Origin of the sequence: Bradyrhizobium sp. CCBAU 25360 (genome assembly GCF_028128695.1) — a bacterium.
GTDB lineage: Bacteria > Pseudomonadota > Alphaproteobacteria > Rhizobiales > Xanthobacteraceae > Bradyrhizobium > Bradyrhizobium ottawaense.
On record NZ_LBJA01000041.1, the window covers coordinates 282,923 to 295,097 of the forward strand.

Sequence of the window (12,175 nt, forward strand, 5' to 3'; positions counted from 1 at the left end):
GCCTAGGCACTGGACAGATCGTCCTCCCGCCCGGAGGGCGATTCTTCACGTCCACTTGATCCCCTCTACGCTCGCGTTATATCCCGGGTTTCTTCCCCTTCGTATTGACCGGGTAAACGCATGACGACGTCAGACACGGCTGTGCATACGCAGCCCTTCCAGGCCGAGGTTTCCGAGCTTCTGCACCTGATGGTGCACTCCGTCTATTCCGAGACCGATATCTTTCTGCGCGAGCTCGTCTCCAATGCCTCGGACGCCTGCGACAAGCTGCGCTATGAGGCGATCGCAAGTCCTTCGCTGCTCGGCGAGGGCGACGCGCTCAAGATCCGCATCATCCCGAACAAGGCGGCCGGGACGCTCACGATCGCCGACAACGGCATCGGCATGGAGCGGCAGGAGCTGATCGACCATCTCGGCACCATCGCCCGCTCCGGCACCAAGGCGTTCGTGTCGAAGCTGAAGGAGGCCAAGGACGGCCTCGGCCTGATTGGCCAGTTCGGCGTCGGCTTCTATTCCGCCTTCATGGTCGCCGACAAGATCGTCGTGGTCAGCCGCCGCGCCGGCGAAAGCGACGTCTGGACCTGGATGTCCTCCGGCGGCTCCGGTTTCGAGATCGCCCGTGCCGGCGACGAGGAGGCCGCCCGCGTGACGCGCGGCACCGAGATCGTCCTGCACCTGAAGGACGACGCCAAGAAATATCTCGAGAGCTTTGAGATCGAGCGCATCGTCGGTGCCTATTCCGACAACATCCTGTTCCCGATCGAGCTGGTGCCGGAAGAGGGCGAGCCGCGCCAGATCAATTCGGCCAGCGCGTTGTGGCAACGCTCGAAATCCGAGCTGACCGCCGACGACTACAAGAAGGCCTATCAGCAGATCGCCTCGGCTTTCGACGATCCCGCGATGACGCTGCATTACCGCGCCGAGGGCCGCTACTCCTACGCCGTACTGCTGTTCGCGCCCTCGACCAAGCCGTTCGATTTGTTCGAGCCGAACCGCAAGGGCCGGGTGAAGCTTTACGTCCGCCGTGTCTTCATCACCGACGATGCTGATCTGTTGCCGGGCTATCTGCGCTTCATCCGAGGTGTCGTCGACAGCGAGGATCTCCCGCTCAACATCTCCCGCGAGATGCTGCAGAACAATCCACAGCTGGCGCAGATCCGGAAAGCGGTGGCGACCCGGGTCGTGTCGGAGCTCGAAAGCCTCGCCGAGAAGGATCCGGAGAACTTTGCCAGGATCTGGGACGCCTTCGGTGCGGTGCTCAAGGAAGGCATTTACGAGGATTTCGAGCGGCGCGAAAAGCTGCTGGCACTGTCGCGCTTCACCACGACGTCGGGCGAGAAGCGGTCGCTGAAGCAGGTCATCGCCGATTTCAAGCCGAACCAGACCGAGATCTATTATCTCGTCGGCGACAGCATCGAGCGACTGAAATCCAATCCGCGGCTGGAGGCTGCGACCGCGCGCGGCATCGAGGTGCTGCTGCTGTCCGATCCCGTCGATGCGTTCTGGACCTCGATGCCGTCGGAGTTCGACGGCAAGCCGCTGAAGTCACTGAGCCAGGGCGATCTCAATCTCGACCTGATTCCGCGCGTCGATGACAAGGACGAGGCAAAGAAGGACGAGCCCGAGGCGGATGAAGCGGCCACCATCGCCGTGATCAAGGCCGCGCTCGGCGAGCGTGTCAGCGACGTCAAGGCCTCGACGCGCCTCACCAGCTCGGCCTCCTGCCTCGTCGCCGACAGCCAGGGCCCGAGCCGCGAGCTCGAGCGCATCCTGTCGCAGCAAAACCGCGGCATGAAGACCAAGCCGATCCTGGAGATCAATCTGCGCCATCCGATGGTGGGCGCGATCGCCAAGGCGCAAGCCGGCTCGAAGGCGGTCGACGATCTCAGCCTGCTCCTGCTCGAGCAGGCGCAGATCCTGGACGGTGAACTGCCGGAGGATCCCGCCGCGTTTGCGGCGAGGCTGAACCGGCTGGTGCTGCAGGGGCTCGACGCCTAGCGCCGCAGCCCGCGGCGCTCACCTTGCCGTCATCTGTCCCTAGGAACAGTCGTCTCCGGCCTGGTGTTATGCCATACGAGGCCGTCGGCATCAGATCCGACGACGCCGTCGATTCGAGGACTAAGTCCATGCGCCTGTCGATTTTGACCCTCACCGCGATTGCCACGCTGTTCGTCGCGGCGGATGCCAGCGCCCAGACCTATGATCCGCGCTACCCGGTGTGCATGCACGTTTACACGCCCGGCGGCGGCTTCGGCGGTGGCGGCGGCGATTATTTCGACTGCTCTTTCACCTCGCTGCCGCAGTGCCGCGCGACCGCGTCGGGCCGCTCGGCCAGCTGCGACGTCAATCCCTACTACGCCTTCGACCAGCCGCCGCCGCGCCGGCGTCACAAGAAACAGCAATAGCGATCTGCGATGCAACGCACCGGAACACTGTTTATGCGCTTCTCGTTCGGAATGGTCGTGATGGTGGGCGCGGTGCTCGCAGCCGCGCCGTCGCATGCGCAGACTTTTGATCCGCGCTATCCCGTCTGCATGCACGTTTATTCAGGTGCGAACGGGGGAGGCGGGGAGTGGTACGACTGCTCCTTCACCTCGTTGCCCCAGTGCCGCGCCACTGCTTATGGCCGATCCGCGATCTGCGATCTCAATCCGTATTATCCGGTTCACGCGCCGCCGCCGCACTTGCGCTACAGGCGTAGCGGCTAGCGTCGGCAGCGCGCATCTCCTTCCTGCCCCCACAGCTCGACCACCTTGGGCCAGTGCGATCGGTCTCGGCCGTCACCATGCCGCCGAACTCACCGGCGTTGCCGTGCGGCGGTAAAGGATCACTAGAGTTAACCGCGCCCTAACAGAGTTTTACCTTGTCTCTTAACACCTGGGCAGGGCGCGGGGGCTAGATTGCCTGATGTCAGCAGGCGGCCCGAAAGAATCAACGGCATGACCACCGGTGTCATCGAACGACAAAAAGTCGCGCGCGCGCCTTCGGCTTCAAAGATATGGCTGAAGGCCATCGAGCTCACGGCGCGGATCGAGACGCTGCCGGGACGTCTGTTCGCGGACGTCATCGACGATTGGGCGCAACGCCAGCCCGACCGCGTCGCGCTGGTCACGGACGACGCAAGTCTCGACTATGAAGGCCTGTCGAAGCGCATCAACCGCTACGCGCGCTGGGCGCGCTCGGCCGGCGTGGTCAAGGGTGATGCGGTCGCCTTGATCATGCCGAACGGCATCGATTATGTCGCGGCCTGGCTCGGCATCAGCCGGATCGGCGGTGTGGCGGCGCTGCTCAATACCAAGCTGGTGGGGCAGTCGCTCGCGCATTGCCTCGATGTGGCAAAGCCCTCGCATATCATCGTTGCGCATGAGCTGACGGAGATGCTGGAGAGCGCAACGCCGCATCTGAAGACGCAGGCCAAGGTCTGGACGCATGGCGATGCCCGCAGCGAGCGCGCCATCGACGTCGCCCTTGCGGCGCTGGACGATGCTCCTTTGTCGCCGGAGGAGCACGGCGAGGTCACCATCGATGATCGCGCGCTATTGATCTACACCTCAGGCACCACTGGCCTGCCGAAGGCTGCCAGCATCAGCCACCGCCGCATTCTCAATTGGGGCCTTTGGTTCGCCGGCCTCACCGGCGCGAGCCCGCAAGACCGGCTCTACGATTGCCTGCCGCTGTTTCACTCGGTCGGCGGCATCGTCGCGCCCTGCAGCATGCTCGCTGCCGGCGGCTCGGTGGTGATCGCGGAGAAATTCTCGGCCTCGCATTTCTGGTCCGACATCGTGCGCCATGACTGCACGTTGTTTCAATATATCGGCGAGCTCTGCCGTTATCTGCTCAAGGCGGCGCCGTCGGAATATGAGAACCGGCATCGTCTCCGCCTCGTCTGCGGCAACGGCCTGCGCGGTGACATCTGGGAAGACTTTCAGGCGCGCTTCGCCATTCCGCGCATCCTCGAATTCTATGCGGCGACGGAAGGCAATTTCTCGCTGTTCAACGTCGAGGGGCAGCCGGGCGCGATCGGTCGCATCCCGCCGCTGCTGGCGCATCGCTTCCCTGCCAATCTCGTCAAGCTCGATCCCGACAGCGGCGCGCCGCTGCGCAACGAAGAGGGGTTTTGCCTCGCCTGCGCCCGCGGCGAGGCCGGCGAAGCCATCGGCCGCATCGGCACCGCCAATGAAGGCGGCGGCCGGTTCGAGGGCTACACCGACCCCGGCGAGACCGAGAAGAAGGTTCTTCGCGATGTCTTTGCCAGGGGCGATGCCTGGTTCCGCACCGGCGATCTGATGCGGATCGATGACAAGGGCTTCTTCCATTTCGTCGATCGGATCGGGGACACGTTCCGCTGGAAGGGTGAGAACGTCGCGACCTCGGAGGTGAACGACGCGATGCGCGATTTCACCGGCGTGGTCGATGCCACCACCTACGGCGTCAGCGTCCCCGGCGCCGACGGCCGCGCCGGCATGAGCGTGATCGTCGTCAACGAGGGCTTTGACATCGCGGCATTGCCCGCACATCTCGCGCAGCGGCTGCCGGCCTACGCACGGCCCGTCTTCATTCGCGTCTCCAGCGAGATCGATGCGACCGAGACGTTCAAGCAGAAGAAGGGCGAGCTCGCACGGGAGGGCTTCGATCCCGCCGCGATCTCCGATCCGCTGTTCATGGCAGACCCGAAGTCCGGGGCCTATGTGGCGCTCGATACGGAGGCCTATGCGCGAATCGTGGACGGCTCGATCAGGCTGTAAATCGCGCCAAAATCCGCAGATAGGTCCAATTTTATCTGAATTGTCCAAGAAGCCATTTACTTCTGTCGGGTAAACAAGCGGCCATGGGGAGGCGGCCAGCAAGAGCCGCCGCAACGCCAACGATAACAAAGCGAGCCAGCCATGTCGGTAAGGTCTAAGGTCATTGACGCGATCCAGCAGATCGCCAAAGAGCAGCACGTCACGCTTCCCGCGCTCTCGGACGATCTGTCGCTGCACGAGACGGGTTTCGACTCGCTCGCCTTCGCCATCCTGGTCGCGCGCCTCGAGGACGAGACCGGCGTCGACCCCTTCACCATCTCCGAGGACGCAGTGTTTCCCGCCACGATCGGCGATTTCGTGCGGGCCTACGAAAATGTCCCCGCGTGAGATCTTTGCGCTTCGCGACCATCTCGGCGCGGAGCTGACCGGCCGTACGCTGTCGGACGCGCACACCTGCGTGTCGCTGACCGATATCCTGTCGCAGACGGTCCTGGGCGGCCGCCTGCGCGAATTGTCCGGCCGCTCCGTGCTGCTCAAATTGTCCGACCAGCTGCGGTCGGGCCTTGCCATGATCGAGCTCGACGGCATCGCGCGTCGCATGCTGCTGTGCCCGCCCGATCTCAATCCGGCGTATCTCGAGGCGCTGATCTCCGATGCCGGGATCGATGCCGTCGTGACCGACGAATCCGACCGCCGGGCCGGGACTGGCATCCCGCTCATCGTCACTGCGCAATTGCCGCCTGAAGCCACCGCGCCGGTCAAGACCGAACGCGGAACGGAATGGCTGATGCTCACCTCGGGTACCTCGGGCGTGCCGAAGATCGTCGGCCACACGCTGGAGGCGCTGACCGGCGCGATCGTTGCCGAAGGCCCCGCGCGGGGCGCGGCGCCGGTCTGGGCGACCTTCTATGACATTCGCCGCTATGGCGGCCTGCAAATCTTCCTGCGCGCCGCGCTTTCCGGCGGCTCGATGGTGCTGTCCGATCCCCATGAGGCGCTCGGCGATCACGTCGCGCGGCTGAAGGCGCGCGGCGTCTCGCACATCTCCGGCACGCCCTCGCACTGGCGCAAGCTCCTGATGAGCGGTTCGGCCGCGCAGTTCGCTCCGGCTTACGTCCGCCTCTCCGGTGAAATCGCCGACCAGGCGGTGCTCGACGGGCTGAAGGCGGCATTCCCCAACTCCTCCGTCGGTCATGCCTATGCCTCGACCGAAGCCGGCGTCGGCTTCGCCGTCAACGACGGCCTGGAAGGCTTTCCGGCCGACTATCTCGGCAATCGCAATGGCGTCGAGATGAAGGTGGTGGACGGCTCGCTCCGTATCCGTTCGACGCGCACCGCGCATGCCTATGTCGGCCGCAATGCCGCCGCGCTCACCGATGACGACGGATTTGTCGACAGCGGGGACATCGTCGAGCTGCGTGGCGAGCGTTATTATTTCGTCGGCCGCCGCGGCGGCATCATCAATATCGGCGGGCTGAAGGTTCACCCCGAGGAGATCGAGGCGGTCATCAACCGCCATCCCGACGTGCGGATGTCGCGGGCCAAATCGCGCAAGAGCCCGATCACCGGCGGCATCGTGGTCTCCGACGTGATCCTCACCGAGGGCACCGATCCCGCGCGCGCGAAAGAGATCCGCGACCAGATCCTGGAGCGGTGCCGCGCGCAGCTCGCGTCCCACAAGGTGCCGGCGGTGATCCGCTTCGTCGAGGCGCTCGACGTCACCCCGGCCGGAAAACTGGCGCGCACCGATGCATAATGTCCTCGTCACCGGCGGCAGCCGCGGCATCGGCCTCGCGATCGGCAAGCGCCTCGCCGGCGCCGGCTACAACGTGGTCGCGGCCGCCCGACGCGAGAGCGAGGAGCTCAAGGTAGCGATTGCGGAGTCCGAAGGGCGCCTCCATTTCCGCGCCTGCGACCTTGCCGTGATCGACGCCATTCCGGCTTTTGCAAAACTCGTGCGCGACGAGTTCGGCCCGACCTACGGCCTCGTCAACAATGCCGGCCTCGGCACCGAAGGCCTGCTCGCCACCATGCATAATTCCGAGATCGAGGCATTGGTGCAGCTCAACGTGCTGTCGCCGATCATCCTCACCAAATATGTGGCACGGCAGATGATGGCCGACGGCGCCGGCCGCATCGTCAACATCTCCTCGATCATCGCGACCACCGGCTACAACGGCCTGTCCGTCTATGGCGCAACCAAGGCGGCCGCCACCGGCTTCACCCGCTCGCTCGCGCGCGAGGTCGGCAAGCTTGGCATCACCGTGAACGCGATCGCGCCGGGTTTCATCGACACCGAGCTCACGCACAATCTGTCCGACGAGGCGCGCAAGCGCATCGCCGGCCGCAGCGCGCTACGCCGCCTGCCGGAGACGGACGACGTCGCGCGCATGGTGGAATATCTCTTGGGGGAGGGGGGCCGCAACGTCACCGGGACCGTGTTTACCGTGGACGCGGGGAATACAGCCTAAGCGGAACTCCGCCGACACGATTGCGTTGATCCGGCACAATGACATCCAGCCGGATTTGGTCGTAAGATGCCCCGCAATCGATTGGGTTACGTCAATCGATCTGCCCTAATCGACAGGGAGCAGTCCATGACCATGCCCAACATGACCGCTTCAAATCAGGGCCGGGCCGAGCAATCCCGCGCGAAGCCGGACGATGCCCGTTGCCCGCCGATGACGCACCAGAATTCCGGCGGTCATGGCCACGAAATGTACCCGCAGCAATTCGTGCGCCTGGTCGGCTGCCACGATGCGTCTCCCGATAGTTTGCGCAAGCGTCAGGACGAGAAGCTGCATTAGCAGCTCAGGTCCGGTCTTTCGGCAGGTCAATTCGTTCGTGTGAAAATTCCGGCGGCCCTTCGGTGAGGCGGCGGATGCGGCGGTCGCGTTCGTCCACGGGCAATGCCGGATCGAGCAGCGTCTCGATCTCGTGGACCGCGATCTCTTCGATCCTGGCGGCGTCCGATGCGATCGGGTGCACCGGGGAGAGGACCGGGGGCGCGACCTTCAGGCCCAGCTCGATCAGCTTGCAGATTGCATCCGAGCGGGTCAGTTGATGGGCTTCAGCCCAGGCATCGACGGCTGCCGTCAGTCTTTCGGGCATCTTCACCGCGCTGATCGGGTCGATGCCCGTGCGCCGGCGGACCGGAGAGGTGGAATCCTTGCTGCCGAAGTCGGACACCTCGATCATCCCATGCAACCCTTGGAGCTGAAGACGATAGCCGTTCTTCCCGACCGGCCGCTTGATGCCGATCAAAGACACGCTGCGGCATTGCAACGCGGCCTCGTGTTGTTGCTGCCGTATCTTGTTGTCGCCTTATCTTGTTGTCCTGGCCCGTTTCGGCCAATGATTGAAAGGGGCCGCCGGCCGGCGAACCCGGATCGATCCTGCCACGTATTTGTTTCGCATTCCAACCATCCGGCATTCCCGATGATCTCAGGCGAATCCTTCTATGGCGGCATTCCCGTCTTCCGCGGCTTCACCAGCCTGATGGACCCTGTGCTCTATGCGCCGCTGCCGGACGATTGGAGCATCGGCGTTGCCGATATCGTCGATTCCACCAAGGCGATCGCGGCGCAGCGCTACAAGGCGGTGAACATGGCCGGCGCCGCCGTGATCGCGGCGGTGACGAACGCATTGGGAGGACGCGAATTCCCCTTCGTGTTCGGCGGCGACGGCGCCAGCTTTGCGGTTGCGCCAGGCGATCTCGAATCTGCCCGAGAGGCGCTGGCGGCAACCGCGACCTGGGTGCGGGAAGATCTCGATCTGACGATGCGGGTCGCGCTGGTGCCGGTCAGCGCCATCCGCGCGCAGGGCCTCGACGTGCGCGTCGCGCGGTTCGGTCCGTCGGCCAACCTGTCCTACGCGATGTTCTCGGGCGGCGGGCTCGCCTTCGCCGATGCCGCAATGAAGCGCGGGGAGTTTGCCGTCCCGGCCGCGCCGGCGGGCACGCAGCCCGATCTCTCGGGCCTGTCCTGCCGCTTCGAGGTGATACCGGCCTCACGTGGGCTGATCCTCTCGGTTCTGGTGATGCCGGCGCGCGGCGCCGATCCGCACGCCTTCCGCAAGGTGATCGAGGACATCATCCACCTCGTCGAGCGCAGCCCGGACGGCGCCCGTCCGGTGCCGCCGCAGGGGCCGCCGCTGAAATGGCCGCCACAGGGGCTGGAATACGAAGCCCGTACCAGGCGCGGTGGTCCGCTGCTCGCGCGCCGCGCCACCGTGCTGGCCTATACGCTGTTCGTCTATCTGATCATGCGTTTCGACCTCAACGTCGGCGGCTTCGTGCCAAACGTCTACAGGCGTCAGGTGGTCGAGAACTCGGACTTCAGGAAATTTGACGACGGCCTGCGCATGATCCTCGATTGCACGCCGCAGCTCGAACGCGCGCTGAGCGACCGACTGGCGATTGCGGCCCGTGACGGCATCGTACGCTACGGCCTCTACCAGCAGGATGCCGCCATGATGACCTGCTTCACGCCGTCGGCGCTACGCAGCGATCATGTGCACTTCATTGATGGCGCGCGAGGCGGCTACGCCTCGGCGGCGACGGCGCTGAAGGCGATGATGGCGTAGGACGATCTCGTGCCCCGGACGCAGCGCAGCACGCAGTGATGCGCTGCTGAGCCGGGGCCCATGTCTCGATCGTACCGTGCTGCTTTCTGGGTCCCGGCTCTGCGAAGCAGCGTTGCACGCTGCATCGCGTCCGGGACACGAGAGCGGGGTTACCGTCCCGCCCGCGTCCAGGTCTCTCCGCCGCAGAGCGCGCCGACGCAGCCTTCGACCCGCAGCGAATCCGCTCCCGTCACGGAGATGCTGCTGGCATAAGTGCTGCCGTCGTCGGCGCTGTAGATCTGGCCGGACCATTTGTTCGGACCGGACGGCTGCATGCCGCTGAACAATGGCAAGCCGATCATCGGGCGCCTGGCGAGCTCGCGATTGGGGTTCTTGCTGTCGGTGGCGGGTTGGCCGGTCGCGGTGTCGTAGGGCTCGCGCAGCCAGGCGACGACGCCGCAGATGCCGCCGCTGCACTTGCTGATCTTGACGCGCGCATCGCCCGCCTGGGTGAGCCATGTCCCATCGGCGCTCTGCGCATGTGCGGCCGTCGCGCCGAGCAGCGCAGCGAGGAGGACGATGAGAGCAGCGAATCTGGAAGTCATGGAAGAGGCCCCGAAAATGGAGCGCCTCCATAGCAGCCCGGCGGGATAGTGCAACGCAGGCTGGAATCACATTCCTGCGTTCATTGCCTTCGTTCGATGTCCTGCGATCATTTGTCCCAGCGCGCGAAGGCGACCGCGGCCGCAGTCGACAGGCCGAACACCGCCATGGCACCGCCGACCAGCGCGAACAAGGTCCACGCCGGCGCCTGCGTCATCATGAGGCCGACGCCGCCGATCGCGACGATCAAGAGCCGCGCGGTGGAAGCGAGCACAGGGCCGCCGACGCGCGCCGCGCCTTGCGAGGAGAAGTAGAGCGACACGCCGATGCCGAAGAACACGAAGGTCGGGCCGGCCCAGTGGAAATAGCTGTGCGCGGCGGCGGTGACGCCGGAATCGCGCGTGAAGAGTGCGACCCACAGCGATGGAGCGAGCGCGACAGCGAGGCCGATCAGGCCGACCGTCAATCCGGAAGCTGCAGCGGCGGTCCAGGCCACACGCCGGGCGCGCTTCACCTGTCCGGCGCCCATCGCCATGCCGACCATCGGCACCGAGGCGATGCCGAAGGCAAACGTGATCGGGATCAACAAGAATTCCAGCCGCGAGCCGATGCCGTAGCCGGCCAGCATCTCGGTGCCGAACGTGGCCAGGATCTTCGTGAAGATCAAAATGGTGAGCACGGTCTGGAGCGGCGACAGGCAGGCCACCGCACCAACCTTGAGGATGTCCAGGAACATCGCGCGCTCGAAATGAAACGCGCGAATATTCAGCGGCAGCCGGCTGCGGCCGGACGCGAGATACCAGAGGAAGAAGATCGCGGCGCAGGTGAACGCGATCAATTGGCCGCTGGCGACGCCCGGCATGCCGAAGGGCTTCACGCCGAACAGGCCGAGCCCCAGCGTGCCGCCGAGCGCGATCTGCAACACGCTGGCCCCGATCAGCGTCATCGACGGCAGGCGCATGTCGCCGGTGCCGCGGATCACCGAGGCTAGCGTGTTGACGAGCCAGATCGCGACCGCCCCGGAGAACAGCACCTGCGAATAGCCGCTGGCTTCCTCGAGCACGCGATCGCGCCCGCCGAGCAGCGTGAAGAAGGAACGGCCGAAGACGAGCATCATCACCGTGAAGAACAGCCCGCCGCAGAGGCCGATGATGGCGGCATGCAGCGCCAGCGTCGCGGCGCGGTCACGATCCCCGGCGCCGAGCGCGCGGCTGATCGCGGACGAAACGCCGCCGCCCATCGCGCCCGCGCTCATCATCTGCGTCAGCATCGCGAACGGAAACACCAGCGCGATCGCGGCGAGCGGAATGGTGCCGAGCCGGCCGATATAGGAGGTCTCGGCGATCGCAACCAAAGTGCTGCCGACCATCGCGATCATGTTGGGGATCGCGAGCCGCAGCAGCGTCGGCAGGATCGGGGCCGTCAGCAGGCTGGCGATGGGAGAGGCGACCGGCGCAAGCGGCGGGACGGCGTCTAAGGGGGCGTCGATCGTCATGTTCACCGGGCGGAATTTAGATGATGATCGACATATTATAGGATGGCCGAGCCCCTGCGGCAGCCCTCACGCCACGCAGGGGTCACCACGGCAGGCCGCATAGGTCGATGGTGCCCAGCGTCGGCGCGCGGACGATGTTGAAGACGTAGGGCGCCATCTCGGTGAAGCGGATCCGCCCCTCCGGCTGTTCGCAATAGACCTCGCCCTTGAAGGGCAGCCAGCTCCGGGTCTCGTAGAACGAAAAATTGTGTGGCTCGCAAAACAGCAGCGCGAACCGGACCGCTTCGTTGGCCCTGATGGTGTGCACGGCCGCGTCGATCGCCACGGTCGCGTAGCCGCGACCGCGCCGGTCCTCGCGGGTGCAGACCCCGCCGATTCCGCCGATATGGACCTTCTGTCCGTTCCAGATGACGGTGCGGAAGTATATCCCGACATGGCAGACGAGGCCATCCTCGGGCGTCTCGATCAGCACGCGCAGGTCCGCATTGGCCCATTTGATGTGAGCCCAGGGCTTGTGCGCGACCAAGTGCGGTCCCCAGACCGCCTGATGCAGCGGCTCCGCGATCGGCCAGGAGGCGTCGCCGTTCAAAATGTCGATCTCGATGCTCATGGCTTTGTCTCTCGCAACACGCTGCGCGGTCCATTCGTTCTGTCATAACCGGTTCAAAGGCAATGATATTTTGCGGCGGGCGGCCGCCCCGGATGGATGTCCCTCGGTGCGGCGAAGTTGTGCAATCCGGCCAAGCCGTGGCATCGCGCCTTTTCGCAA

At 65.1% G+C, this 12,175-nt stretch carries 13 protein-coding genes; 9 read left to right on the forward strand and 4 right to left on the reverse strand.

Going from position 1 to position 12,175, the window contains the following annotated elements; genetic code table 11:
* Window positions 1-120: 120 nt before the first annotated feature.
* The 8 genes from htpG (at window position 121) to XH81_RS22995 (ending at window position 7,552) form a co-directional block, all read left to right on the forward strand.
* Window positions 121-1,998 (forward strand): molecular chaperone HtpG, encoded by a 1,878-nt coding sequence (htpG, locus tag XH81_RS22960; protein ID WP_028139968.1) that lies wholly within the window; start codon window positions 121-123, stop codon window positions 1,996-1,998.
* 128 nt (window positions 1,999-2,126) lie between these two features.
* Complete coding sequence (locus tag XH81_RS22965) at window positions 2,127-2,405, forward strand: DUF3551 domain-containing protein (protein WP_028139969.1); 279 nt, start codon at window positions 2,127-2,129, stop codon at window positions 2,403-2,405.
* 33 nt (window positions 2,406-2,438) lie between these two features.
* Window positions 2,439-2,708, forward strand: coding sequence for a DUF3551 domain-containing protein (locus XH81_RS22970; protein WP_028139970.1), 270 nt, complete (start codon window positions 2,439-2,441; stop codon window positions 2,706-2,708).
* Window positions 2,709-2,930: 222 nt separating this feature from the next.
* Entirely contained in the window at window positions 2,931-4,745 is a 1,815-nt protein-coding gene (locus XH81_RS22975; protein WP_028139971.1) for a long-chain-acyl-CoA synthetase, read from the forward strand.
* Between the two features lie 141 nt (window positions 4,746-4,886).
* A complete protein-coding gene (locus XH81_RS22980) occupies window positions 4,887-5,132 on the forward strand; it encodes an acyl carrier protein (RefSeq protein WP_271596370.1) in 246 nt (81 codons plus the stop codon).
* Complete coding sequence (locus tag XH81_RS22985) at window positions 5,119-6,501, forward strand: class I adenylate-forming enzyme family protein (protein ID WP_028139973.1); 1,383 nt, start codon at window positions 5,119-5,121, stop codon at window positions 6,499-6,501. The genes XH81_RS22980 and XH81_RS22985 overlap by 14 nt, the downstream gene beginning before the upstream one ends.
* Window positions 6,494-7,216 (forward strand): SDR family NAD(P)-dependent oxidoreductase, encoded by a 723-nt coding sequence (locus tag XH81_RS22990; RefSeq protein ID WP_028139974.1) that lies wholly within the window; start codon window positions 6,494-6,496, stop codon window positions 7,214-7,216. The genes XH81_RS22985 and XH81_RS22990 overlap by 8 nt, the downstream gene beginning before the upstream one ends.
* 126 nt (window positions 7,217-7,342) lie before the next feature.
* On the forward strand, window positions 7,343-7,552 hold the full coding sequence (locus tag XH81_RS22995) for a hypothetical protein (protein WP_028139975.1): 210 nt from the start codon (window positions 7,343-7,345) through the stop codon (window positions 7,550-7,552).
* A 4-nt stretch (window positions 7,553-7,556) separates the two neighbouring features.
* Here the strand turns inward: XH81_RS22995 and XH81_RS23000 are convergent, their stop codons facing one another.
* Window positions 7,557-7,943 carry a hypothetical protein gene (locus XH81_RS23000; RefSeq protein WP_028139976.1) on the reverse strand — a complete coding sequence of 129 codons (387 nt, stop codon included), beginning with the start codon at window positions 7,941-7,943 and terminating at the stop codon, window positions 7,557-7,559.
* 240 nt (window positions 7,944-8,183) lie between these two features.
* Between XH81_RS23000 and XH81_RS23005 the strand changes: the two genes are divergently transcribed.
* Window positions 8,184-9,329, forward strand: coding sequence for a DUF3095 domain-containing protein (locus XH81_RS23005; RefSeq protein WP_028139977.1), 1,146 nt, complete (start codon window positions 8,184-8,186; stop codon window positions 9,327-9,329).
* A 149-nt stretch (window positions 9,330-9,478) separates the two neighbouring features.
* Here XH81_RS23005 and XH81_RS23010 read toward each other — a convergent pair whose 3' ends face one another.
* From XH81_RS23010 to XH81_RS23020, 3 genes are all read right to left on the reverse strand, one after another.
* On the reverse strand, window positions 9,479-9,913 hold the full coding sequence (locus XH81_RS23010; protein WP_271596371.1) for a DUF2147 domain-containing protein: 435 nt from the start codon (window positions 9,911-9,913) through the stop codon (window positions 9,479-9,481).
* 107 nt (window positions 9,914-10,020) lie between these two features.
* Complete coding sequence (locus XH81_RS23015) at window positions 10,021-11,406, reverse strand: MATE family efflux transporter (RefSeq protein ID WP_028139979.1); 1,386 nt, start codon at window positions 11,404-11,406, stop codon at window positions 10,021-10,023.
* A gap of 82 nt (window positions 11,407-11,488) precedes the next feature.
* Window positions 11,489-12,016, reverse strand: coding sequence for a GNAT family N-acetyltransferase (locus tag XH81_RS23020; RefSeq protein ID WP_028139980.1), 528 nt, complete (start codon window positions 12,014-12,016; stop codon window positions 11,489-11,491).
* Window positions 12,017-12,175: the final 159 nt, after the last annotated feature.